The organism is Leucobacter komagatae (assembly GCF_000834055.1).
Lineage (GTDB): Bacteria > Actinomycetota > Actinomycetes > Actinomycetales > Microbacteriaceae > Leucobacter > Leucobacter komagatae_A.
The window spans coordinates 224,094-248,599 of the sequence record NZ_JXSQ01000003.1 but is presented as its reverse complement, the minus strand read 5'-3'; the positions used below and the strand labels follow the sequence as shown (position 1 = coordinate 248,599).

24 protein-coding genes and 1 riboswitch are annotated in these 24,506 nt (G+C 66.3%); of the genes, 7 read left to right on the top strand and 17 right to left on the bottom strand.

What is annotated here, in order from left to right; all coding sequences use genetic code 11:
* Positions 1–65: 65 nt before the first annotated feature.
* A riboswitch (glycine riboswitch) is annotated at positions 66–157 on the bottom strand.
* A gap of 200 nt (positions 158–357) precedes the next feature.
* From dxr to SD72_RS04135, 4 genes are all read right to left on the bottom strand, one after another.
* Complete coding sequence (gene dxr, locus SD72_RS04150) at positions 358–1,437, bottom strand: 1-deoxy-D-xylulose-5-phosphate reductoisomerase (protein WP_042543149.1); 1,080 nt, start codon at positions 1,435–1,437, stop codon at positions 358–360.
* 46 nt (positions 1,438–1,483) lie between these two features.
* Positions 1,484–2,494: an FKBP-type peptidyl-prolyl cis-trans isomerase gene (locus SD72_RS04145; protein ID WP_042543148.1), complete on the bottom strand. Its 1,011-nt coding sequence runs from the start codon at positions 2,492–2,494 to the stop codon at positions 1,484–1,486.
* 106 nt (positions 2,495–2,600) lie between these two features.
* Complete coding sequence (gene rsmI, locus SD72_RS04140) at positions 2,601–3,416, bottom strand: 16S rRNA (cytidine(1402)-2'-O)-methyltransferase (RefSeq protein ID WP_042543147.1); 816 nt, start codon at positions 3,414–3,416, stop codon at positions 2,601–2,603.
* A 55-nt stretch (positions 3,417–3,471) separates the two neighbouring features.
* A complete protein-coding gene (locus SD72_RS04135; RefSeq protein ID WP_157000449.1) occupies positions 3,472–3,870 on the bottom strand; it encodes a hypothetical protein in 399 nt (132 codons plus the stop codon).
* A 130-nt stretch (positions 3,871–4,000) separates the two neighbouring features.
* Between SD72_RS04135 and SD72_RS04130 the strand changes: the two genes are divergently transcribed.
* Entirely contained in the window at positions 4,001–5,230 is a 1,230-nt protein-coding gene (locus SD72_RS04130) for an MFS transporter (protein WP_042543145.1), read from the top strand.
* Positions 5,231–5,322: 92 nt separating this feature from the next.
* Here the strand turns inward: SD72_RS04130 and SD72_RS04125 are convergent, their stop codons facing one another.
* A complete protein-coding gene (locus tag SD72_RS04125; RefSeq protein ID WP_198141851.1) occupies positions 5,323–5,973 on the bottom strand; it encodes a trimeric intracellular cation channel family protein in 651 nt (216 codons plus the stop codon).
* Between the two features lie 130 nt (positions 5,974–6,103).
* Between SD72_RS04125 and SD72_RS04120 the strand changes: the two genes are divergently transcribed.
* The 3 genes from SD72_RS04120 to SD72_RS04110 all read left to right on the top strand — a co-directional run bounded on the left by SD72_RS04120 (position 6,104) and on the right by SD72_RS04110 (position 9,223).
* Entirely contained in the window at positions 6,104–7,420 is a 1,317-nt protein-coding gene (locus SD72_RS04120; protein ID WP_232299634.1) for an aminotransferase class V-fold PLP-dependent enzyme, read from the top strand.
* Entirely contained in the window at positions 7,417–7,884 is a 468-nt protein-coding gene (gene sufU, locus SD72_RS04115; protein ID WP_042543143.1) for a Fe-S cluster assembly sulfur transfer protein SufU, read from the top strand. Before SD72_RS04120 ends, sufU begins: the two co-directional genes overlap by 4 nt.
* A gap of 115 nt (positions 7,885–7,999) precedes the next feature.
* On the top strand, positions 8,000–9,223 hold the full coding sequence (locus SD72_RS04110; protein ID WP_157000448.1) for a DUF4192 family protein: 1,224 nt from the start codon (positions 8,000–8,002) through the stop codon (positions 9,221–9,223).
* Here SD72_RS04110 and yczE read toward each other — a convergent pair.
* A complete protein-coding gene (gene yczE / locus SD72_RS04105; protein WP_198141849.1) occupies positions 9,220–10,089 on the bottom strand; it encodes a membrane protein YczE in 870 nt (289 codons plus the stop codon). The genes SD72_RS04110 and yczE overlap by 4 nt on opposite strands.
* Positions 10,090–10,190: 101 nt before the next feature.
* On the opposite strand from yczE, the gene SD72_RS04100 reads away from it, so the two are divergent.
* Entirely contained in the window at positions 10,191–10,967 is a 777-nt protein-coding gene (locus SD72_RS04100) for a FadR/GntR family transcriptional regulator (RefSeq protein ID WP_084766757.1), read from the top strand.
* Here SD72_RS04100 and SD72_RS04095 read toward each other — a convergent pair.
* The 10 genes from SD72_RS04095 to SD72_RS04050 form a co-directional block, all read right to left on the bottom strand.
* Positions 10,961–11,788: an SDR family NAD(P)-dependent oxidoreductase gene (locus SD72_RS04095; RefSeq protein WP_042543140.1), complete on the bottom strand. Its 828-nt coding sequence runs from the start codon at positions 11,786–11,788 to the stop codon at positions 10,961–10,963. The two genes, SD72_RS04100 and SD72_RS04095, sit on opposite strands and share 7 nt — an antisense overlap.
* 112 nt (positions 11,789–11,900) lie before the next feature.
* Entirely contained in the window at positions 11,901–12,890 is a 990-nt protein-coding gene (locus SD72_RS04090) for an alpha-ketoacid dehydrogenase subunit beta (protein WP_052492452.1), read from the bottom strand.
* Positions 12,887–13,867, bottom strand: coding sequence for a thiamine pyrophosphate-dependent dehydrogenase E1 component subunit alpha (locus SD72_RS04085; protein ID WP_042543139.1), 981 nt, complete (start codon positions 13,865–13,867; stop codon positions 12,887–12,889). Before SD72_RS04085 ends, SD72_RS04090 begins: the two co-directional genes overlap by 4 nt.
* An 8-nt stretch (positions 13,868–13,875) precedes the next feature.
* Positions 13,876–14,103, bottom strand: a complete 228-nt coding sequence (locus SD72_RS04080) for a biotin/lipoyl-containing protein (protein ID WP_042543138.1) — start codon at positions 14,101–14,103, stop codon at positions 13,876–13,878.
* Positions 14,104–14,137: 34 nt separating this feature from the next.
* Entirely contained in the window at positions 14,138–15,079 is a 942-nt protein-coding gene (locus SD72_RS04075) for a PCC domain-containing protein (RefSeq protein ID WP_042543137.1), read from the bottom strand.
* 125 nt (positions 15,080–15,204) lie between these two features.
* Positions 15,205–15,972, bottom strand: coding sequence for an SDR family NAD(P)-dependent oxidoreductase (locus SD72_RS04070; protein WP_042543136.1), 768 nt, complete (start codon positions 15,970–15,972; stop codon positions 15,205–15,207).
* A gap of 22 nt (positions 15,973–15,994) precedes the next feature.
* Positions 15,995–17,476 (bottom strand): TRAP transporter large permease, encoded by a 1,482-nt coding sequence (locus SD72_RS04065; protein ID WP_042543135.1) that lies wholly within the window; start codon positions 17,474–17,476, stop codon positions 15,995–15,997.
* Positions 17,473–18,078, bottom strand: a complete 606-nt coding sequence (locus SD72_RS04060) for a TRAP transporter small permease (protein ID WP_052492451.1) — start codon at positions 18,076–18,078, stop codon at positions 17,473–17,475. The genes SD72_RS04065 and SD72_RS04060 overlap by 4 nt, the downstream gene beginning before the upstream one ends.
* 51 nt (positions 18,079–18,129) lie before the next feature.
* Complete coding sequence (locus tag SD72_RS04055; RefSeq protein ID WP_042543134.1) at positions 18,130–19,146, bottom strand: DctP family TRAP transporter solute-binding subunit; 1,017 nt, start codon at positions 19,144–19,146, stop codon at positions 18,130–18,132.
* Between the two features lie 281 nt (positions 19,147–19,427).
* Positions 19,428–20,435 (bottom strand): AEC family transporter, encoded by a 1,008-nt coding sequence (locus SD72_RS04050; RefSeq protein WP_042543133.1) that lies wholly within the window; start codon positions 20,433–20,435, stop codon positions 19,428–19,430.
* Between the two features lie 108 nt (positions 20,436–20,543).
* On the opposite strand from SD72_RS04050, the gene SD72_RS04045 reads away from it, so the two are divergent.
* Entirely contained in the window at positions 20,544–21,311 is a 768-nt protein-coding gene (locus SD72_RS04045; RefSeq protein WP_232299633.1) for a 2-oxo acid dehydrogenase subunit E2, read from the top strand.
* Between the two features lie 7 nt (positions 21,312–21,318).
* Here the strand turns inward: SD72_RS04045 and SD72_RS16820 are convergent, their stop codons facing one another.
* Positions 21,319–22,722: an aspartate dehydrogenase domain-containing protein gene (locus SD72_RS16820; RefSeq protein WP_052492450.1), complete on the bottom strand. Its 1,404-nt coding sequence runs from the start codon at positions 22,720–22,722 to the stop codon at positions 21,319–21,321.
* A 147-nt stretch (positions 22,723–22,869) separates the two neighbouring features.
* On the opposite strand from SD72_RS16820, the gene SD72_RS04035 reads away from it, so the two are divergent.
* Positions 22,870–24,504: an ABC transporter substrate-binding protein gene (locus tag SD72_RS04035; RefSeq protein ID WP_042543132.1), complete on the top strand. Its 1,635-nt coding sequence runs from the start codon at positions 22,870–22,872 to the stop codon at positions 24,502–24,504.
* The last annotated feature ends 2 nt before the right edge of the window (positions 24,505–24,506 follow it).

The following is a 24,506-nucleotide window of genomic DNA, read 5'->3' as shown; positions in this document are numbered from 1 at the left end:
TCAACTACAACACCTGCGCCCTTGCACCTTCGGTGAGCGGTCGACCCGCTGCTTTTCAGAGTTGCCTACGCGTTGCGGTACAGGTGCCTGAGAGTTTCCCGGGGAGGGTTTGCTCCTACGGCGCCGGGCTTCACCCGGTCTCTCCCGCAATGCCTAAACGGCGTGTTCAGTTGTTACGCCAGAGTCTACCCTGCCGGCCGTGGGAACTCGCCGCCGATTTGGTGCCACCCGCGAAGTCGGTGTCAGTTTGCCCCGGTTTGCCGGCCAGATCGGCCGAGTTTCCGGGGCAAACTGACACGAAGTTGGCGTGCGCGGCGGCGGGTGGCGGTGGGGCGGATCCGCAGACTGGGCAGGTTCTTACGCGCCGAACACCCGGTGCGCCTCGGCCCGAGCCCAGGTTTCTGCCGCGGCGAGCGACTCGAGCGTCAGGTCGGCCGGGGCATCGTGCCGGTCGACGACCTCGCGCACCGCGTCGACGATACCGGTGAACGGGATCTTGCCGTCGTGGAAGGCGTCGACGGCCTCCTCATTGGCTGCGTTGAACACTGCAGGGTAGGTGCCGCGCGCCTCGCCGACGTGCTTGGCGAGGTTCAGCGCGGGGAACGCTTCGTGATCCACGGGCTCAAATTCCCAACTCGTTGCCTGGGTCCAATCAAGCGGCACACCAATGTTCGTGAGCCGTTCGGGCCACGTGAGGCCGAGCGCAATCGGGAGGCGCATGTCGGGCGGGGAGGCCTGTGCGATGGTGGATCCGTCGATGAACTCCACCATCGAGTGCACGACCGACTGCGGATGCACCACGACATCGATCTGCGCAAACGCGACGTCGAACAACAGGTGCGCCTCGATCACTTCGAGGCCCTTATTCACGAGGGTCGCCGAGTTCGTTGTGACGACCCTGCCCATGTCCCACGTCGGGTGCGCGAGCGCCTCAGCCGGCGTTACGTTCGCAAGCTCCGCGCGTGTGCGTCCGCGGAAAGGCCCACCGGATGCAGTGAGCACGAGCCTACGCACCTCCTCGTTGGTGCCTGACCGGAGCGCCTGCGCAAGCGCAGAGTGTTCCGAATCAACGGGCACGATCTGCCCGGGCCGTGCGAGCCGCTTCACGAGGTCGCCGCCGACGATGAGCGACTCCTTGTTCGCGAGCGCGAGGGTGCGACCCGACTCGAGCGCCGCGATCGTCGGCGCGAGACCGACGGAACCGGTGATGCCGTTGAGCACCACGTCTGCGTCGACGTCGCGCACGAGCTGCACTGCGGCATCCACGCCAAGCCCGGTGTGCTCGACCCCAAAGTCCGCCGCCTGCTCGGCAAGCCGCGCCGCGTTTGACCCCGTCACCAAGCCAACGACCTCAAACCGGTCGGGGTGTCGCCTGATGACGTCGAGCGCCTGCTCACCGATCGAACCTGTTGACCCCAAAATCACAACGCGCCTCATGCATCTATTCTGCATGAGGCGCGCTGGGAGGTGTGACCCGTCGGGGTTATTCGGAGTGAACCGTTCCGAGGATGTCGAGCACGAAGACCATCACGTCGTCCGGCTTGTGCCCCATGCTCTCAAGCTGCGCCGCGCCGTAGCCGCCGTCTTCTGCGGGCACGATCGAGATGACCTGGGAGCCGACCTTCTGGCCCTCCAGCGCCTTGGTGAAGCCACCGATGACCTCGTTGGTGCGGAACGGGATCGGCTCGCCGCGGCTCCAGCTCGAGTCAAACTCTTCGCCGGTGCTCCAGATGATGCCGCGGTAGTTCACGTACACGCGATCGCCCGGCTCGACGACGTCACCGTCACCCTCGATGAGGGTCGCAACCGAGAGCTCGCTCGGCGGCTCGACGCCCTCGGGGATGGTGATGGTCGGCTCGCCGTTGTCAGCAAGCTTCACCGTCGGGAAGCCCTTCGGTGCTGCCTGCGCCTTGCCCTCGGCCTTCTTCAGCAGGTCGCCCGGCTCAAGCGTGCCGGGCTCCGCGACCGAATCTTCGATCTTGCCGAATTCCATGACCGCGACGATGGCGTCCTTGTTGGTGACGTCCGTGAGACCCATCTGCTCGGGCTCCGCGCCCTCGTACATCTCAGCGAACGACGCTGTGATCGCGACCTGCTGGCCGGGTACCGCGCAGCGGAACGCGTCATTTGCCCAGCCAACGAGTGCGCCCTTGGTGAACGGCATTGGGGCTTCGGGCTGCTGCTGCAAGACCGTCCCGTCCTTGCCGTTGAAGAGCGAGAGCGCGACATCCACTGTCTGCCCGTCTTCGATGACCTTGCCCTCGCCCTCGGTGAGGACCGAACGCTCAAGCTTGTCGGCCTTCAGCGGCAGCTTGCTGGTGATTTCAAGGTCAACACCGGTGTCGCCCTTGACTTCGATGGACTCGCTGGCGGAGCCGGACGCGAGGCACTCATCGCCCGAAGCGTCCTTGGTGGGGCCACCGCTCGCGCCGCAGCCGGAAAGCAGCAGCGCGCCAACGATAGCTGTGGGCAGAAGTACGTGTGAAAGTTTCACTTGGATCCTAAATTCTTGGTGGGTGGGTGACGTGGTCTCGGTCCGGCACCCCTCCAAGTCTGCGCTATGGGGTGGCCGCAAGCCTGGGAGGGGCCTTGACGCGCTGCTATTTTGCGGCGAGCGCGGCGGCGTAGAGCGCTTTGCTCGACAGCCCAGACGCTTCAGCTACCTCTCGCGCAGCGTCCTTCAGGCGGTCCCCAGCTGCGACGCGTTCAAGCACCTCGCTGAGCGCGGCTTCAGGCGATGCGGCCCCTGCGCTCGCACCGCCGACGACGATCACGATCTCTCCGCGCACCCCGGCCCGCGCCCACTCGGCGAGCTCGGCGAGACCGCCGCGCTTGACCTCCTCGTAGAGCTTCGTGAGTTCGCGACAGACAGCAGCGGGACGATCCGCCCCGAACACATCGGCAAGGTCGGCGAGCGACGTGGCGAGCCGCGACGGCGCTTCGAAGAACACGAGTGTGCGTCGCTCGCCAGCGAGTTCGCGGAGCAGGCGGTTGCGGTCGCCGCCCTTGCGCGGCAGGAACCCCTCGAACGCGAACCGATCGGTCGGCAGCCCCGATACGGCGAGCGCGGTGATCACAGCGGAGGGCCCCGGGATCGCGCTCACCTGCACACCGGCCTCAGCGGCGAGCTGCACGACGCGGAACCCGGGGTCTGACACGGTCGGCATTCCGGCGTCGCTCACGAGCACGATGTCCTCGTGCTTCGCGCGCTCCACGAGGCTGGCCGCCCGGTCATGCTCGTTGTGGTCGTGGAGGGCAACGAGTTCCGGGCGTGCCTCGATGTCGAGCAGGCGGAGCAGCTGGGCCGTGTGGCGCGTGTCCTCTGCCGCAATCACAGTGGCGTTTGCGAGCGTCTCACGCAGTCGGACCGACGCGTCGCCGAGGTTGCCAATCGGGGTCGCAGCAAGAAGGATCATGCCCTAATGCTACGTGGCTGTACCCCCGTTTCGATCCACTGTCGACCCGCGCCGTTCAGCGCGGTCTCCTCCCGATGGGGAACACGGCTCTGCGCCCTCCCGTTCGACCGCCCCCTCGCGCCCACATGAACGGGCGCGCGCTCGACACGGGCGATCCAGCCATTCCGAGCTCGCGGAGCACCCTCGCCGGAATACCCGGCTGTGTGTTCGGGGGCGCCTCGTGCACCGTGAGCACGACAAGTTCACGCCAGAAGGGGTGGTTGGTGTCCCAGTATCCGACGGCGCCGAGGTAGGCCGTTTCGAACGAGGTCCGTTCGGCGTGCACTCGATAGACCGCTTCGAGCAGACCGAGTCTGGTGTGGAACGCTGCGGCGATCCATGTGACCCCGCCGGCGGTGCGCACTTCGACCGCGCTCAGGAAGCGCACATCGGGCGATTTTTCGGTGCTGTTCACAACCACGCACCCCCTCATCTGCAACAGAAGGTTCACAAGAGGTTTACACTCATCGGTTTCATGGTACTCGGGGGGCCGTGCGATGAACAACCGTTCGCGAAAGGTTCGGGTCGGGTAAGCTAGGGCGGCTATGCACAATTCCCAGCCGGCACCCACGCTCATCGAGCGCACAGGCGTTGCCTACTTCCCCCTCGCGCTCGTCGCACGCCTCCCGTTCGCGATGATGGTGGTCGGTGTTCTCACACTCGTTGTCTCCGCGCGCGACTCGCTCCAGCTCGGCGGGATCTCGTCCGCCGTCGTCGGCATCGGTTCCGCGATCGTCGGGCCGTTCATCGGCGCGGCAGCCGACCGGTACGGGCAGCGAGTCGCGCTGCTCATCGCCGCGGTCACGCACAGCGCGGCACTCGTTGCCCTGGCGTTCATCGCGTATTCGAGCTCCCCCGACTGGGCGATGCTCGCTGTCGCGTTTACCGTGGGCGCGACGAGCCCACAGACGTCACCGATGTCTCGGTCGCGGCTGGTGCTCATTATCCAGAACTTCCTCCCGCCAGCCCGCAGGCCGAAGGTCATGTCGCAGGTGCTCGCGTACGAGTCCGCCGCCGACGAGGTCGTGTTCGTCTTCGGGCCGGTTATCGTCGGCGTCCTTGCGACGTTCTTTGGGCCGCGTACGCCGATTCTCGCCGCCGCTGCGCTCACGATCCTGTTCATCATTGCGTTCGCGATGCACCACACCAGCGCGCCGGCGAAGAGCGTGGCTGAGCGTGCGGCGACGCTTGCTCCGGCTGCGGAGCTCGCACGACCTTCCCTGCTCGTTGTTGTCGCCGGCATCGCCGGAGTTGGCCTCGTGTTTGGTTCTACGCTGACTGCGCTGACCGCGTTCATGCAGGATCTCGGGAAGCCGGAGGCCGCCGGGCTGTTTTACGGGATCATGGGCATCGGCTCGGCGATCCTCGCCATCTCTGTCTCGTTCTTCTCCCCGAAGTTCACGCTCCGCTACCGCTGGCTGGTCTTTGGGGTGTTTGTCGTCGCTGGCGAGGCACTGTTGGCCACCGCGTCGAGCACGGGCCAGATTGCGCTCGGCCTCGCGATCACCGGCATCGGTATCGGGCCGCTGCTCGTCACCCTGTACGGGCTCGGCACGGCGCGCAGCCCAGAGGGGCGGAGCGCGACGGTGATGACGATGCTCGGCTCCGGGGTCATCCTCGGCCAGTCGCTTTCGTCGGCCGTTGGTGGAACGATCGCCGAGAATGTTGGGGTCGCTGCCGCGCTTGCGCTGCCGTTCCTCGCAGCGGCGTTCACCATGCTCGCTGGCGTGGTCAACTGGCTCCTCACCCCCTCGGGCAGCGGCCGCGACGTCTAGCTGAGGCGCGGCGGTACGCGGCCAGCGCGCAGGCGAGCACCCCAAGCAGCGCGCACTCAGCGCGGAGGCGAGCACCCCTACCAGCGCGCTGGCTACGGGGCGTCGGGGCTTGCTTTGCCCGTTTCCGGCGCGAACTTCGGCCGCGGCAGGTGCCAGCCGCGCGCGACAGACGTGAGCCGCAGCACGATCGCGGTCGTTCCGCCGACGAGCGAACCCGCAATCACTCCGCCGCCGAGCGCGACGACGGCGACAGCGAGTCCTGCGCCGAGCAGCGCCGATACCGCGTAGAGCTCTCGTGTGAGCACCCCTGGCACGGTGTCGACGAGGACATCGCGGATGACGCCGCCGCCAATCGCCGCGATGGTGCCGACGAGCACCGACGTGATCGGCGCCTGGCCGCTCGCGAGTGCGAGCGCCGCCCCGTTTGCAGAGAAAAGCCCGAGCCCGAAGGCGTCAAACACCACCTCGAAACGGCGGATCCTTGTGAGCCGCGGGTGCACGAAGAACACGACGAGGGAGCCTGCGACGGCGACCACAAGGTTGGGCCAGTGCAGAAATGACACGGGCGGGTGGACGCCGAGGAGAATGTCGCGGAGGATCCCTCCCCCGGTTCCCGTTGCTGCGCCGACAACGACGACACCGAGAATATCAAGGTTGCGGCGGACACCAACGAGCGCACCCGAGAGCGCGAACGCGAGGATCCCCGCGAGCTGCAGGGCTTCATAGATCACATCACCGAGCACGATCCTGATCCTATGGGATGCGCGGCCCCGTCGCGTGACGCGTCAGCTGCACCCCGGCATTCGCTTGCAGCGTACGATTCTCGCCCCGCTCACCGACCGCGCGGGGGCCGAAAGTGGAAGAATGGTTCCCATGCATGCCTCTGTGTCCCCGGTTGAAGTTGCAGGCCTTCGCGCCGCATTTCCCTACTTCGCTGCGATCGATGAGCGAGCCGCTGCTGGCGCGGCCGCCGCGCTCGCCCCGGCATACCTCGATTCGGCTGCCACCTCGCAACGCCCGCTCGCGGTGCTCGACGCGGAACGCGAGTTCCTTGCGCACTCGAACGCCGCAGTGCACCGCGGCACGAGTGGCGCCGTCGGTGCGGCAACCGGCGCATTCGAGGGCGCCCGATCCCTCGTCGCCGAATTCGTTGGCGCCGCGACCCCGGAGCAGATCGTGTGGGCAGAAAACGCGACGGACGCGTTAAACCTCGTCACGCTCGGCATCGCCGAGGCAAACCTTGGCAATGGCGTGGCAGGCTCCGAACGGTTCGCGCTCGGCGCCGGTGACGAGATACTCATCACCCAGGCCGAGCATCACGCGAACCTTATCCCGTGGCAGCGTCTTGCGACGAAGACGGGCGCGACGCTCACCTACATTCCGGTGCGCGAGGACGGCACGTGGACCATTGATGATGCACGCGCGGCAATCACTGAGCGGACCCGCTTCTTCGCATTCGCGCACGTTTCAAATGTCACCGGGTTTGTCGCACCGGTCGCCGAGCTCGTTGAACTCGCGCGCGCGGTCGGCGCAGTCACGGTGCTCGACGCCTGCCAGTCCGTCCCGCACATCCCGGTGAACTTCGCTGAGCTCGGCGTCGACTTTGCCGCGTTCTCCGGCCACAAGATGCTCGGCCCGAACGGTATCGGCGTGCTGTACGGCACCCCCGAGATGCTCAGCGCGCTCCCCGCGGCGCGCACGGGTGGCTCGGCGATCACTCGGGTCACGATGGAGACCGCCGAGTTCATGCCGCCGCCGTTGCGCTTCGAGGCGGGAACGCAGCCCGTCTCGCAGGTCGTCGGCCTCGGCGCCGCAGTGGGGTTCCTCACGAAGATCGGGATGGATCGTATTGCGGCCCGCGAGCACGAGCTCGTCGAACGGCTCGTCGCGGGAATCGAGGAGCTGCCAGGGGTACGCCTGCTCGGCCCATCAGACACCTCACAGCGCATTGCGCTGACGTCGGTGGCTGTCGAGGGGCTACACGCGCATGATCTCGGGCAGTACCTTGATGAGCAGGGTGTGCTCGTGCGCGTCGGCCATCACTGCGCGCAGCCGCTGCACCGGGCACTCGGCATGGCGTCGTCGACGCGCGCGAGCGTGCACGTGACAACAACCGAGGACGAGGTTGACCGTTTTCTTGCCGCAGTGCGCGGCGCCCAGCAGTACTTTGGAATGGAGGTGTCCGCGTGAGCGCGCTCGACGGACTGTATCAAGAGGTTATTCTCGACCACTCGAAGCGACCCATCGGCAAGGGGGAACTTGCGCATGCTGAGCACTCGCTCACAGCATCGCATCACGAGTTCAATCCGAGCTGTGGCGACGAGATTGATTTGTCAATCGCGGTGGATCCCGCAAGCGGGGAAATCACCTCGCTCGCGTGGGATGGCCAGGGATGCTCGATTTCGATGGCTTCGGCGTCGATCCTTTCGCAGATCGTTCGCGACGAGACGCTTGACGGTGAGGCTGCACGCGAGCGGATCGCCGCGTTCAGGGAGATGATCCACGGCAAGACCGAGGGCGAACCCGATGAGGAACTCCTCGGGGATGCCGTTGCGCTGCAGGGCGTCTCGAAGTTCGTCATGCGGGTGAAGTGCGCAATGCTCGCCTGGGTGGCGCTCGAGGCCGACCTCACACAGGTCGACGCACAGCGGTAGTTCCCGTCTAGCAGCACCCCAGTCGCCCCCTCCACAGGTACCGTGGAGGGGGCGACTGGCTTGGCGGGCTGTGGATAGCCGCGGATCGGTGCCAGCGCGCCCGCACACTGGTGGCATGACTCATTCACCTGCTACTCCCGCTCCCCCAGACCGCGTGGTCTCACACTCGGCGGCCGCACCGCAGCGTCGCCCTGAGGTGCTGAAGTGTGACACCACTGCCGACTTTCTCGCCGCCCTCCCAAGGCTCGTCGGCTTTACGGCACCGGACAGCCTGTTCATCGTGTTGTTCTCCGGTTCCCGCGCCCAGAGCACCGTCCGCGTTGACCTGCCAGACAGCGAGGCAGGCCCGGAGGTTGCGGCGTACCTTGACGAACTCGTGGCCTGCCTGCGCAGCGCCCAGGACCGGTTCGGTGCGAGCCCGCCGGCGGTGGTGATCTCGAGCTCGCTGAGTTTCGCCGAAGCGCGTGGGGCGCCATGGCGGCGGTTTGCGCAGTCGCTCGAGCGACTGCTGGCACGCAACGGCCAACGCCCGCGCGAGCTCTGCTGCATCGCGCCAGACGCTTGGGTGAGTTTCTACGACCAGACGCCTCCGCGGTTCGGCCGACCGCTCGCCGAGATCATGGCGAGCCGCGTACACGGCGGCGGCCAGGTACCGACGCTCTCTGAACTCGGGGCGTTCCGCGATATCTCGGCGGCCGAGCGCGCCGCGATAGCGCACCCCGCACAGCAACGCGACGGGTGTGGCGCGGACGCGGAGCCCGAACGCCAAGGGCAAGACGCGCACGGAGCCGACCGAGTGGAGCCACCGGCCGAGAACATCCGCGACCGGGTATCCCGGCTCGCTGACCCGCGCACCCTCCGCGCTGACGAGACCGCTGAACTGTTGGCGGCGCTCAGCACCGACGCCGGCTGGGCCTGCGCGTTTGACGAGCTCGCGCACAGCGAGGCGGTGTTGAGTGCAGGCGCAGGGAAACCCGGGGCGGGCGACACCGCGGCCGTCGCCCGAGCGCGTGCGCGTCTCACAGCGGCGTCAGACCACCTCGCCTACCTCGTCCCGTTCGAAGCGACGGCAGCACGGCCAGCACTTATCGCGCTCTGCGCACTCGCCTGGTGGGCGCGCGGACTCGAATCGGTCGCGCACCGGCAGCTCGCTGAGGCACTGCGGATCGATCCCGAGCACGAAGTCGCGCGGCTCGCGCTACGTGTCATCGGATCGGGGAAACTTGCAACGCTCCCCAGCGCGCGCGAATCCGCCGGCACGATGGCCACCGGTGCCAGTGCCGCGCAGGCGGGTGCCAGTGCCGGACCCGCGAGTGCCGGGGCCGCCGGCTTCGGTTAGCCGAGCGGGCGCTCAGGATCGCTCGGGAGCGCAGGTGCTGCTTCGGCCGGCTCACGCTTCGCTGTTGCCCCGTCGCCGCGGCCCGCTGCGGTGTCGGCGCCGGTGCCGGTGCCCGTGCCCGTGCCCGTGCCCGTGACGATGTTCACGGTCCCCGTGACGATGTTCACGGTCCCCGTGTCGATCGGCGCGAACTCCGGGTCGCTGACAACCACCGGGGCCTCGAGCGCGGGATCGACCTCGGTCTCCGCTGACGCGGCATCGGTGATCGCGAACAGTGGTAGAAACACCTGGCACAGCGGCCCAATGAGCAGGGCAAACGCGATCGTCCCGATACCGACGGTGCCGCCGAGGAACCAGCCAGCCACAACAACGACAACTTCGAGCCCCGTGCGCACCACCCAAATCGGCAACCCGGTCACCCGGTGCAGGCCGATCATCAAGCCGTCACGCGGCCCCGATCCGAACCCTGCACCGATATAGATGCCGCTCGCGATGCCGACGAGCACGACGCCAAGGAGCAGCACGAGCAGGCGCAACCAGAACGGCCCCGGCGCTGGGAATACCGCCAGCCCGATGTCGGCGAAGACGCCGACAAGGATCGCGTTCGCAATCGTCCCCACCCCGACGCGCTGGCGCAGCGGGATCCAACACAGCAGCACAAGCCCACTCATGATAATTGTGATCGTGCCGAAGCTCAGGGGAACGTGGTGGGAAAGCCCCTGTGTCAACACGTCCCAGGAGGCGGCCCCGAGGTTCGATTTGAGAATCAGCGAGACCCCGATGCCGAACAGCGCGAGACCGATCGACAGCTGCAGGATCCGTCGTGGCATCCGGTCTGGCAGTCTTGATACGCGCGGCTTACTCACCTAGTCAGTGTAGTTCGCCTACGCGCCATGGCCCGCACCCGCGGAACTTGTCGACGAGCTCCAGCGAGTGTCAGCTGGAGCCCTGGCGGCGTGGTATACCTATGACAGCACAACCAGGGAGAGAGACCGCGGTGGATACGAACAGTCGAAAGCTCGATGACACAGCCGGTGCACTCAAGAACCACCGGTTCGCGAAGAGCCTGATCAACGATCCCCCGCTGCACTCGCTCGTCGAAATGCTCCTGCAGATGGAGCCAGGGCAGCGCCTCGCGAGCGAGCGGGAGCTCAGCCAGGAGCTCAACCTGAGCCGCAACACCCTGCGCGACAGGATGAGCAAGCTTGAGTCGATGGGCGCGCTTCAGCGTCGGGAGCGGCTGGGCACCTACTACACGGGGGTGCAGCCAGAGCAGACCGGCGACGTGCTCATCCTCAGCCTCATGTTCCAGCAGATGACGCTCGACTCACTCATCTCCGTGAGGCACGCGCTCGAGCGACAGGCTGCGGTCGAGGCGTGCGCGAACGCTGATGCGGCCGCGTTAGCCGCGCTCAAAGCGAGCATCGATGCGATGCACTCCACGGAGGACGGCGAACTCCTCCTCGAAGCTGACGGCAGCTTTCACCGCGCCCTGTTCGCCGCCTCAGGCTCGGCCGGGCTCATCTTCTTCTCGGAGATGCTGCAGCCGGTACTCAAGGGCACGTTGCAGTACCTCACGCTTGAGCACGACTTCACGACGATGCGCACCGTGCACCAGGCGATCTACGCCGCCGTTCAGGCCGGTGATGCCGCCGCCGCTTCAGAAACCATCGACGGCCACTTCGCGTGGCTCGAGATCCTCATGGACCGCGAGCGGCAGGGCAACCCAGCGCCTGATCAGTGAGCCTGCGCCTGCGGTGCAGAGCTCTGGACGAGCCCGCCGTCGACGGGCAGGCACACGCCGTTCACGTAGCGTGACTCGTCAGAGGCGAGGAACAGTGCCGCGTTCGCGACATCGAACGAGTCCCCCATCTTGCCCGTCGGCGACAGTGCGTCGCGGGCGGCAACCATTTCCTCGACCGTGTCGTATGCGGAACTGATGTCGCGGTAAATCATCGGGGTGTTGATGTACCCGGGTGCGATCGTGTTCGCGCGGATACCGTGCGAGGCATATTCGAGGGCAAGGTTTTGGGTGAACTGAGCGACGGCACCCTTCGTTGCCGAGTAGCTCGGATAGTTGTATCCGATGTAGCGCATGCCGCCGACCGAGCCGATGTTGATGATGCTGCCTGCACCACGCTCGAGCATGTGCGGGAGCACGTACTTGCAGGTGAGAAACACACTCGTGAGGTTCACGTTGATCGAGAGGTTCCACTCGTCCATCGTCAGCTCGACCGGCCCGCCCATCCGCGCGATCCCCACATTGTTGTGGAGCACATCGATGCCGCCGAACTCCGCGACGGCAGCGTCGACCGCAGCACGAACGGAGTCCTCGCTCGTCACGTCGCCAACCACGCCAAGCACGGAGGGCACAACGCCGACGGCCTCGCACTCCTCCCGCACCCGCTGCACACCGTCGTCGACGGCTGCGGCGCTCATATCGACGATGGTGACATGTGCCCCCTCGCGGGCGTAGGTGATGGCGGCGGCGACACCGTTGTTCGTTTCGCCCCCGACCGATCCACCGCCGAAGACGAGGCAGGACTTGTTGAGCAGACGATTCATGGGAAACCTTTCGGGGATGACACAGCTGGCGCCCGTCACTTTGAGGCACCAGGAAAACTGGGGGGAAACGGAGTGGAGGGGCGGCTGGGCCGCCCCTCCACTCGGTGCTTACTTACGCGAGGGTCCGCTTGACCGCTGCGATGATGTCGTCCTTGGACGGGATCACGGCCTCTTCCAGCGTCTGCGCATACGGGATCGGCACACGTGCGCCACCGATGCGGACGGGGGCCGCGTCGAGCTTGTCCCAGGCAGCCTCAACGGTTTGGGCGACGAACTCGGCGCCCCAGCCGTAATCGCGGACGGCCTCGTGGCCGACAACGAGGTGCCTCGTCTTGCCGATCGACTTGTAGACGGCGTCCATGTCGAAGGGGAACAGCGTGCGCGGGTCGATGATCTCAACCTCGATGCCATCCGCTGCCAGCTCCTCCGCGGCGAGCATCGCGTACGCGAGGATCTGCTGCGTCGCGACGATCGTTGCGTGCGTGCCCTCGCGGGCGATGCGCGCTTCACCGAACGGGATGGGCTTGAGGTCTACCGGCCCCCGATCGTAGTACTGGTTCTTGTGCTCAAGGAAGATCGTCGGGTTGTCGCTCGCCGCCGCCGTGCGGAGCAGGCCGTAGGCGTCTCCCGGGGTGCCGGGGAGCACGACCTCAAGCCCGGGGATGTGGGCGAAGAGCGTCTCGAGCGACTGCGAGTGCTGAGCTGCCTTGCCGATGCCGGATCCGCCGTTGCTGCGAATCACCAGCGGAGTGTCGAACTGGCCGCCGAACATGTACCTGGCCTTGGCGGCCTGGTTGATGATGCCGTCGAAGCCGAGGAAGGCGAAGTCGGAGTACATGATCTCGAGGATCGGGCGTGTGCCGCGTGCCGCAGCGGCCGAGACCGCTGAAAGGAGCACTTCTTCGCTGATGGGGGTGTCCATCACGCGCTCTTTGCCGAACTTCTTCAGCAGGCCGCGCGTCACACCGTAGGTGCCGCCGCCCGTGCCCCAGGTCGTGATGTCTTCACCGAGCACGAATGCCTCGGGGTGATCCTCGAGGATCTGGTGCATGGCGCCGTTGAGTGCGCGCCAGGTCACCATCTCTTTTGGTGCCGCGTTCATGCGTTCGCTCCCTTCGCGTACACATCGGTGAAGGCCTCGCTCACGTCGGGGAACGGCGAGTTGCGCGCGAACTGCTCCGCCGCCTCGACCTCCTCGAAGAGCTGCTTCGTCTTGGTGTCCCATTCGGCCTGGGTGATGACGCCCTGCTCGATGAGCTGCGCGAGCAGCGAATCGATCGGGTCGTTCGCCTTCGCGGCCTCGACCTCATCGGCGCTGCGGTAGATCTCGGTATCGCCGGCCATGTGGCCGAGGTAGCGGTACGTGTCGAGCACGAGCAGCGTCGGGCCTTCGCCAGCGCGGGCGCGGGCAACCGCGGCACTCGCGAGCTCGTAGACCTCCTGCAGGTTCATGCCGTCGCCGCTAAACGACGGCACGCCGTAGGCTTCTCCGCGCTTCGTGAGATCGGGCTGCGCGACCATGTCGTCGATCGACGCCGACTGCGCGTAGTGGTTGTTCTCGAGCACGAAGATCACGGGCAGGTTCCAGATGGCGGCGAGGTTGAACGCCTCAGCCAGCACGCCCTGGTTGGAGGCGCCGTCGCCGAAGTACGAAACGGCAACGGTGTCTTCGCCCTTCATCTTCGACGCGAGCGCAGCTCCCGTCGCGATACCGATGCCGGCGCCCACGATCCCGTTCGTGCCGAGCACGCCGATCTCCTTGACGCCGATGTGCATCGATCCGCCCTTGCCGCCGCAGTAGCCGTCGGCGCGGCCGAGGATCTCGGCCATCGTGCGACCAAAGTCAGCGCCTTTGGCGAGCGTGTGTGCGTGACCGCGGTGCGTGCTCGCGATCGCGTCGTCGTCGCGCAGCGCGAGCGATACGCCGACGGCGACCGCTTCCATGCCGAGCGACGGGTGGGTTGATCCGCGGATCAGCCCCTCCTCTGAGAGCAGCGGCATACGGCGCTCAAACTCACGGATCTTCGCCATGAGTTCGAGCCCGGCGAGGCCGTGCTCTGCTGTCTGGTAGTCAGTCATGTGGCTCCCTATTCGATCGTGGCGATGGTTTCGTCGAGGGAAACCAGGTCGCCCTCTTCCTTCTTCAGCGCGATGACGCCGGCTGCGGGAGCGACGAGCTCGCTGACGAGCTTCGAAGTCTCGATCGAGGCGATCGCCTGGCCCTCAGCGACGGTGTCACCGTCGGCTACGAGCCACTCGCCCAGGTCTGCCTCTTCTTCGTCGCCGAGCAGATCCTTAGTGAGGTTGACGTCCATGTGTGTTCTCCTTTAACAGTGGTGGGTGGTGTGGTTAGTTCACGGTGACGGTTGGCGCATCGAGGCGCTGCACCGTCAGTTCAAAGGTTGCCGCGACGAGGTTCTCCCCCGGCACGAGCTCGCCCGCGCGGATCTCGCCGTGCCGGTCGACGAGCGTGCAGCTCAATCGAGCGGTGAGCTCGCCGTCGCTGGTGCGCACGTCACCGATGAGCGCGATGACCTCGGTTGCTGGGCCGTCGATGAGTACGCGCTCACCGCTCGCGCGGTCGATGAACGTCGCTCCGACGAAGCTGCCGAGGCCGGCGCGCACCGATGCGCGTTCGAAGCCGGACTCGCGGCACACCCGCAGCAGCGCGTCGGTGATGTCGACGTTCGGGAGCACCCTGGCGATGATCGTGTCGTGTGCTCCGACGGGAGGCGCGCCATCGACGAGGGGCGTGTGTGCTGTCAGCATGGGTGTGCTCCGCTCTGCTTCGTAACTGTTGGCTTCCGGCGTGAACACCGGCATGAGGGTTTCCGGGTCGGTTGTGCTGCGCCACTGCGCGCCGAATACGGCGGTGACGATCGCAAAGGGCGCGTCGGCACCCGACTCGGTTTCGAGCCAGACGTGTCCGCCCTCAAGGGCTCCGCCCGGGGCCTGCCAGAAGCAGTGACTGTGCATATACGGCGCGTTGTCGCGCCATCCGAGCGTGACGGAACCGTACATGAGGTGGGCCCGGTCATGCCCGCGGGTCTCCGAGAAGCTCAGTGCTTTCTCCGCGGTTGCGACGTCGGGCACGCAGTAGCTCAGCGGGGCGTAGTTTCCGCCATGGAGTTCCGCAAAGCCGCTGTCAGCGCCGAGCGCTTGGAGTGTCTCATGCAGTTGATCGATGACTGGTCGGCCGCCGGTGAGTGCGCAGATCGCGCGCTTCGTGCTGACTGGCCGAGCGATGATTCTGGGTTGGGTTTGGGGACCTGGATGCGTTAATGGGTGCATCGTGTCCTCCTTCCAGCTTGTGACCGTGAGGAGCGTGGGATTCCACGTGGCGCCCCCGGTGTGGGGCGGTGACGGCGCGCTCCGGGATGGGGAGCGCGCCATCGGTGAGGCGTGTCTGCTGCTGGCTAGCCGATGGCGGTGCCGCCGCAGACCTTCAGAGTTTCGCCCGTGATGTAGGTAGCCCCCGGTGAGGCGAGGAACGCGACGGCCTCGGCAATATCCTGTGGCTGTCCGATCCGTTGGATCGGCTGCGCGTCGACCGGGTACGGGACGCCCGCCGTCATCGGCGTCGCAACCGGACCGGGAGCGACGGTGTTGCAGGTCACGCCGAGCGGCCCGACCTCCTTCGCGACCCACTTGGTGAAGGCGATGACTCCGCCCTTCGACGCTGCGTAGGCTGGTCCGGTGCGGGCGGCCCCGTCACCGCCCGAGTTCGCGCCGCCGATGATGCCAGAGATCGAGCTCACGTTCACGATCGCCCCAACACCCGCATCGCGCATGTGCGGGTACACCGCGCTCTGCGTCATGAGGAAGGTACCGGTGAGGTTCGTCTGGATGTCGCGCTCCCAGATCTCGTCGGTCATCTCCTCAAGGCTGAGCCTCCCGGCAGTGCCTGCGTTGTTCACGAGCACGTCGAGTGAGCCCCAGTCCTTCACGAGACCGTCGAGGCACGCGCGAACCGCTGTGCGGTCGCGAATGTCGACGACCTCGCTGCGGGCCCGAACGGCGTTTCCCGTGCGCTCGGCGATGGCAGCGACCGTGGCTGCACCATCCGTGACGTCGACGATGAGCACGTCGGAGCCGCGGGCGGCGAGCTCGATTGCAATCGCGGCGCCGATGCCGCCAGCAGCGCCGGTAACGACGCTGACCTTGCCTGCGAATTCTTGTGACATGGTTCGTTGTTCCTTCGTTGGGCTACAGCCCGAGCAAGTCCGGCAGCCAGTTGCTGAGCGCGGGGATGAATGTCACGAGCATGAGTACCGCGATGCCGGAGACGACGAACGGGACGACGCCCTTCACCGCTTCGCCGAACGGGATCTTCGCGATGCTCGCCGCGACAAAGAGGTCGATGCCGACGGGCGGTGTGATGAGCCCGATCGCGAGGTTCATCGTCATCATCACGCCAATGGTGGTGAGGTTCATGCCGAGCTCGAGGAGCACGGGAACGAACAGCGGGATGAAGAGGTAGAACGCCGAGATCGCGTCGAGGAACATGCCAGCGATGAGCAGTGCGAGGTTGATGATGAGCACGAGCAGCACCATGCTGTCCGTGATGCTGAGCATCCAGTCGGCAACGTGCCTGGCGATTTGGTTGCGCGTGATCACGTAGGCGAACAGCGTCGCCGAGGCGATGATGAGCATGATGCGCCCGGACATGATGCCAGCGGAGGTGAAGATCTTGAATACCTCTGGGAGCTTCAGCTCTCGGGTGACGAACAGCCCGACAACGAGCGCGTAGACGGAGGCAACGGCTGCGGACTCCGTTGGCGTGAAGATACCACCGTAGATGCCGCCGAGAATGATCACCGGCACGAGGAGTCCAGGGACCGCTCGCATGAATGCCTTGAACACGACTCCGGCCGGTGCACGCTCTGCGCGCATCCCGATCCCGCCGCCCGAGCTCGCGTTAGCCGGGGTGACGTCGTCGATCGTGAGCAGACCGGTGTTGTCTGCCGTGCTCGCGACCGCACCGGTAGCGGTGACGGTTGCGGTGCGCGAGCGCGGGTTCTTGCCCATCGCTTCACTCAGGTGCGTTGCAGCGTTCGCCTTTGCGATCTCCATGTCGCGCGGCAGGAACCTCGCGATGAAGTAGAGCACGACGACGAGGATAAGGCCTGGTACGACGCCAGCCATGAACAAGCGACCAATGGTGACACGGTCGACGCCTGGCCCTGCGTAGTCGGCTGCGACAACGGCGAAGACGATGTACGCGATGCTCGGGGGAAGGATGATGCCGAGCTCGCCCGACGTGGCAACGAGCGAGGCAGCGTGGCGCTTGCTGTAGCCGTGCTTGGCGAGTGCCGGAATGAGGATGCCGCCGATCGCTGCCACGGTTGCGGGACCGGAGCCAGAGATCGATGAGAACAGCAGCGCCGTGAGGATCGCGGTGAGCGCGATCCCGTTCTTCATGTGCCCGAAGCAGGCATCAGCGAACTCGACGAGTCGTCTGGATATCCCCGTGAGCTCCATGATGACACCGGCGAGGATAAAGAAAGGGATCGCGAGCAGCGTCTCGGACGACAGCCCGGCATAGAGAATGCTCGATGCTGGCGCGAGCGCCTTCATGCCGCCGGTGAACATGATGGTGGCGAACGCGGACAGGCCCATTGACATTGCGACGGGGACGCCGATGAAGAGGCACACGAGGAATGTGCCGAACAGAACGAGTTCAATCATGATCGGCCGCCCTCCTGTGGTGTGGTGTGGGTATCTGTGGGTGTCACGCGCTGACGCTGGGCGTCCTCGAGCGCTTCGGTTTCAGCTTGGACGGCCTCTGCGACCTCAAGCGCTTCGGCTTCCTCGCCCTTGAATGCTTCGCCGCCGCGGAGCTCGATCACGGCGACCTGGATGGTGCGGATCACGCCGAGCAGCGCGCCGAGGGGCAAGCCCATCGAGAAGATCCACTGCGGCATCTGGAGCGCGGGGGTGAGCCGGCCAGACTCGAGCTGTTTCATCGCGGTCTCGAATCCGAGCCACATGAGGATAAGGAAGAACACGAGCATTCCGGCGCAGACGAGCACGACGACGATCTTGTGCAGGGCTCCGCGACTCGAGTCGCGAAGCAGGCTGAAACTCGGGTGGGTGCCGAGCCGCGTTGCAGCGGCGGCGCCAACCATGGTCAGCAGCACAGCGAGGTTGATGAGCAGCTCGCTGGTGAACGAAAATGAGGCGTGGAAGACGTATCGCGCGATCACGTTGGCGAAGGCCAGGAGCGTGATGAAGAGGAAGGTGACCGCGATGATCGTGTTTTCGAGCCTGCGCAGTATGAGATCAAGCATGAGTGATCCAGTTCGTTGTGGGGCGGCGAGCACGCCGCCCCACAATCAGAACTACTTCGGCTGCACTGCCTCAGCGACCTCTGGGGTCCACTTGTCGGCGTAGGCGTCGTAGACGGGCTGCATCGCATCGCGGAAGACAGCAAGTTGCTCGGGGCTGAGCTCGGTGACGGTCATCTGGTCCTTCATCTCAGCGAGCTGCTCCGCCTCGCGGTCGCGGCTGAGCTTCACCTGGTAGGCGTTTGCCTCAGCTGCGGCTTCTTCGACGATCTGCTTGTCGGTGTCGCTCAGGCTGTCGAACAGCTCCTGGTTCATGCCGAGGATCAGCGGGTCGTAGACGTAGTTCCACACCGAGAGGTACTTCTGGACCTCCATGAGGCCGTTCGAGTAGATCACGTCGAACGGGTTCTCCTGGCCGTCGATCGTGCCGTTCTGCAGCGACGTGAAGACCTCAGCGAAGTTCATCGTGACGGGGTCAGCGCCGAGCTCCTTGTAGATGTTCAGGAAGAGCTCCGAGCCCGCGACGCGGAGCTTCAGGCCCTTGATGTCGGCTGGCTCGGTGATCTCGTGCTTGCTGTTGGTGATCTGGCGGAACCCCGACTCGCCGAAGCCGAGCATCTTGATGCCCATGTCCTCGGTCAGCTGCTCGTAGATTTCGACGCCGCCGTCGGCCATTGCCGCATCAGCTTCGTCGTAGTCTGCGTAGAGGAACGGCGCGGTGATCGCCGAGAAGCGCGGGTCAATGCCCGAGTAGATGATCGGCGAGTTGTACGAGAACGCCTTGTCGCCGTTCGCAAGCATCTCGACGCCCGCGGCTGGGTCGCCGCCGGAGAGCTGCTCGTTCGCGAAGAGGTTCAGGGCGATGCGGCCGTCAGACTTTTCGTCGAGGAGCTCGGCGAACTTTTCGGCACCGGCCCACCAGGCCGAAGCCTCGGAGACGGTGATGGTCATGTCCCAGCTGTAGCTCTCGCCTTCACCGGCGCCTTCAGCGGCGGGTGAGCCGCCGCTTGAGCACCCGGTAAGCGCGAGTGCGGAAACAGCCAGGGCTGCTACGAGTGACGTCTTCTTCACTGCAATCTCCTCCTTGAGATTTCGTGGCTGGTTGGATTGTTGTGTCCGCCCAGATGAGGCAACGAGGGCACGGGATATCCGTCCTCAGAGCGCTTCCACCATCCGTCAGCGGAGCGCTCGAATCATTATGCACGCTCTGGTAGAACCAGACAAGTCGACACGGGAACTCGGTGCCGGCTACTCACGAGAATTTGACGCAAAACCGCGCGAAAACACCCCGAACTCCCCCGCTGCGAGCTGCGTCCATGCGTGCCAAGACCCGCCTGCCGCCCCGCGCAGTTTCAGCCGAGCAGCAGGAGCACGAGCGGAATCGTCACGACCGCAACCACGCTCGTGACAAGCGTCGTTGCTCCAACGAGCCGCACGTCACCGTCATACTCAAACACGATGATGCTCGCGGTAGAGGACACCGGCATCGCCGCCATGATCACCGCGGCCCCGACCCACTGCGGGGCAAGATCCGCCCCGAACACGAGCACCGCCGCGAATGTCGCGAGCGGGAGCACACCGAGCTTCACCGCCGAGGCGATGGCGACCGCGGACACGGGAATGTGGCCAGAGCGCATGCCAGCTAGCGCCGGCTTGATGCTCAGCCCGACCGCGAACATAGCGGCGGGCACGGCGGCCTGGCCGAGCATCGAAATACTCGCGGTGACCACCCCTGGCAGCTCGATCCCGAGCGCGCCGACGAGCACGCCAGCAACGACGCCAAGCACGACGGGGTTGAGCAGGAGCGCGCCCTTCGCAACCCGCCAGAGCAGCGCACCGACCGCGCGAAGCGTGCCGCCACCATCAAGCGAGTCGCCAGGTGTGCCGCCAGGAGTACCGCCGCGCAGTGAGCGCAGCAGCGGGTAGCCCACCATGAAGAGCATGTTGTGCAGCAGTTGCCCGAGGGCCGCGCCGAGCGCAGCCTCGTGCCCGATGACGCTCATCACGATTGGAACCCCGAGATAGCCGACGTTGCCGTAGGTGGCAGCAACGGCCATGGGCCCAGGCATGAGCCCGGCTGCCTTGCTCGCGCTTGCCGCTCGAATCGCCCAGGCCACCACGTGCACGAGGGCAAAGACGACCGCGGTCACCCCGAGGGAGATCCACACGAACGCGAGCGGCACCCCGTCGCGAATGGGCGCGTTCGTGACCGCGACAAACAGGAACGCCGGAAGCGAGAAATAGAAGACGAAGGCGTTGAGCCCGGCCTGTGCGCTCTGAAATCGCGGGGCGAAACCCGCGGCCATACCGACCCCGAGCAGGATAAACATCGGTGCGATGACCGACAGTACGTGCAACACGCGTGATCTCCTTGGGCTCCATTGCGTTCGGATGACGTTGACCTGCAACCACTTATCATGCCAGGATACCTCTGGTTCTACCAGACGTTATCAATGAGGATGTACACCGTGAACACCCACACACCCCCCGCCAATCCAGGCCAGGACACCGCAGCAGCTCTCCCCCACCACGGGACCACTGAGAAGGTGTCACGCATCCGCGCAACGATCGCGAAGCGCATGCTCGAATCCCTCGACACCTCGGCACAACTCACCGCGACCGTCGAGGTCGACCTCAGCGCGATCTCCGCGATTCGCGCCAGCGAAAAGGACGCATTCCGCGCCCGCGAGGGCGCAGGGCTCAGCTACCTGCCCTTCATCATCAGGGCAGCCGTCGAGGGGCTGCAGGCCTACCCCAAGCTCAACGCCACCATCGACCTTGCGGCCGGCCTGATCAGCTACCCATCAGGCGAGCACGTCGGCATCGCGGTCGACACCCCGCGGGGGCTGCTCGTTCCGGTGATCCGCGACACCGGCGCGATGAGCGTCGGCGCGCTCGCGAAGGCAGTCGCCGACGTCGCAGCACGCTCACAGGCGGGCAAGCTCGGAGCCGCCGACCTCGCTGGCGGCACGTTCACCGTCACGAATTACGGCTCGCTCGGCACGCTCATGGACACCCCGATCATCAACCAACCGCAGGTTGCGATCCTCGGGACGGGAGCGCTCACGCGTCGCCCGGTCGCTGTCACGGGCGCCGACGGCCGCGAGAGCGTCGAGATCCGCGACATGATGTACCTATCCCTGAGCTACGACCACCGGCTCGTCGACGGCGCGGACGCCGCCCGCTTCCTGAGCCACGTGAAGAGCCGCCTCGAGGGTGGGGCGTTCGAGATCTGAGGTACGGCTACGCGAAGGATGCGCTTGGCCTCGCAAGCTCCGCGATGCCGCGCAACACCGACTCGGCGACAACCGCGCTCGACGCTGGATTCACGTCCGACACCGCATTCGTCATGACGAAGCGGTAGTCGCCCGCAGCGCCGGACGCCGCAATCTCGTGCGTGGTGCGCTCCGCCGCCGGGTCGGCGACCAGCCGCACGACCGTGTCTTCCCAGAGCCCCGTCGCGTGCGCGAGAGCGCACGCGACATTCAGGGATCCGGGGAAGCGGTCGACGGCATCGGACACCGTCCCCTCGAAGAGCACAAACGGTGCCGTCGCGTCGCTCAGCCGCGCGACCTCAGCGTCTGCCATCCACGGCTGCACCAGTGCGGCCGCCTGCTTCGTCGACGTGAGGCTCGCCTGCGTGATGCCCCCGGGGATCCCGCCATGCCTGGCCGCGGCGCCGAGCAGGTCGAGCCCGCCGACGGCGCCGGTGGCGAGCCGCAGCACGCCAGGCCCCGCGGTGAGCGCCGCTCGCGCGTGCGGATCAGCGAGCGCGCCAATCGACACGACGAGGAGGTCCCTTCCAGCCACAATGGCGGTCAGGCCCGCGTCGCGCGCGGCCGCGATCCCTGCGCACTCAACAACGAGGTCACTCGCGGCGATCGCCCCGGAGAGGTCGTCGCCAAAGTCGGTCACGTCTTCGGCCAGTGCGCCGAGCGCCTCGGCGAGTGCGGTCGGCCTGCGCGTGACAACGCCCGCGAGCACCGCGCCGTCGATACCGCCAGCGGCAAGCGCGGCAATGACGCGCGCACCGATGGCACCGGAGCCGATGACGGCCACGCGGAGTTCGCCCGCGGCACGGTTGGCTGCGCCGGGCGTTGCGGCGATCGCGGCGTTGATCTCCGCATCGAGCAGGTGCGTTCCCGCCCCGAGCTCGGCCCAGCGCCAAATCGCGGCGAAGATCGCCGCCGCCTGCGCCGCAGCGTTCACCTCGCAGGCGAGCACACCGGTGCGGCTGTCGCGCCTGTGTGCGTCCGCTGCGAGCGCGGTCGCGAGCGCCGCCTGGCGCAGTGCACGGCCGGTCGCGAGCTCAGCCTCGACGCCCATTACCTCAGCGTTCGTGATTGCGAGCGCAAGCGTGTGCGGCGCCGCGCTCCCGAGCGCGGCGGCGAGCTCCTCGACCGACTCCGCAGCGCCGCCGTGGCCGCGCTCGATGAAGCGGTCGAGTTGCTCGTCGAGGGCGTACCAGAACGTCGCGGCCTTGCCGTCGAAGTAGTTGAAGAACGACGAGCGGCTCACGCCGGCGCGCCGCGTAATGTCGGCCACCGTCGTCGCGTCGTAGCCCTGCTCGAGAAACAGCTCGCTTGCGGCGTCGGCGAGCGTCTCCCGCGACGAGGCCGGGGGCCGCCCACGCGATACCGATGTCATGGGGCAAGTTTACCGTGCATTGGCGCGTTGGAACCGGACGCGAGAATAGGCTAGGCTCTCTTTGTTGCACGGCGTCCAATTAACCGTTGTTCGGCGAAATCTCCGCCGGATCCACGCCCCAACCCAAGGAACCGAGGATCACTCACTATGCGCACACCAAGACTGCTCACGCTGGGCGTCGCCACCGTCGCCGCACTCACCCTCGCGGGATGCGCCGCGGGTGAGACCGGCCCCCAAGAGCAGGCGGAAACCCGCGACGGCGGAACACTCGTCTATGCGACAGGGGACGCCGAGCCGGCATGCCTCGATCCGCACGTCGGCGGCAACTACCCGCAGGCGCTCATCAGCACCCAGTACATCGAGCCGCTCGTAGGCAGGGACGCAACCGGCAAAATTGTGCCGTGGCTCGCCACGGACTGGGCGGCGAGCGAAGACGGCCTGACCTGGAACTTTACGCTCGCAGACGGCATCACCTTCACCGACGGCACCCCGCTCGACGCCGCCGCGATCAAGGCCAACATCGACCACCTCCAAGACCCAGAGACGCAGTCGTCAACGGGCTTCATCGCCCTGCAGAAGGTGCGCGAAGTTGAGGTCGTCGACGACACCCACGCCCGCTTCCACCTGTCAGAACCAGACTCGGCGCTGCTCGAGTCCCTCAGCCAGCAGTGGACCGCGATCCAGTCACCGGCTGGCATCGCCCGCGGCATGGAAGCGAACTGCCAGCTGCCCATCGGCACGGGGCCGTTCATCGTCGAGGAGTGGGTGCCGCAGGATCACGTCACGCTCGTGCGCAACGAGAACTACCAGACCCCAGGCCCCGAAAACGACCACGACGGCGGCGCCTACCTCGACCGCATCGAGTGGCGCTTCATCCCAGACTCCGCGACCCGCTTCGCCGCGCTGCAGTCTGGCGAGGTGCACGTGATTGACAACCCACTCCCCTCAGACATCGTCGCGGTCGAGCAGTCCGGCGACGGCGAACACATCGACGCCCCGCGCCCCGGCTCCGTCAACCGGATCGAGCTCAACGCCGGGCAGGCCCCCTTCGATGACGCGAAGGTGCGCGAGGCGTTCATTCGCGCCGCCGACCCCGCACCCGGTATCGAAACGCTGTTCCTCGGAACCGCGAAGCGTGCGACCTCACCACTGGCAAGCGTCGAGCCGCTCGCTGCGGGAAACGATGAGACCCTGCGGACCGACCCGAAGCAGGCAGCAGCACTCCTCGACGAGGCCGGCTGGGCGGTCGGGAGCGACGGCATCCGCGAGAAAGACGGCGAGCGGCTCACCGTCCGTTTCCCCGTGAGCACGAACCAGTCAACGGCTGCCGAGCAGTCGCTGTTCGAGCAGATCCAGGCAAACACCGCCGCAGTCGGGTTCGATGTGCAGCTTGAGCCTGTCGACCTGAGCACCTGGCACAAGCGGCTCGGCGCGAACGCGTACGAGGCCGTGAGCGCGCCGTACACGAAGGTCGGCCCAGACGTGCTGCGCACGCTGTACCACTCGAGCGGCATGGTTCCGGCGCCCTCAGGCTACTTCGCGAACCACGCGCAGCTCTCAAGCCCTGAACTCGACGCGATCCTCGAAGAGGCTGCGACAACCACGAACGAGTCGGAGCGCGCCAAGCTCTACGCAGACGCGCAGCAGCGCATTCTCGAGAGCTTCACCGTCCTGCCGCTGTACGATCAGCAGAACCACTTCCTCACTCGCGGCGTCACCGGCGTCGTCACACTCGGCACCGTGGCAACGCCGACGTTCGTGAACGCCAAGCTCGTAGCGTAGGC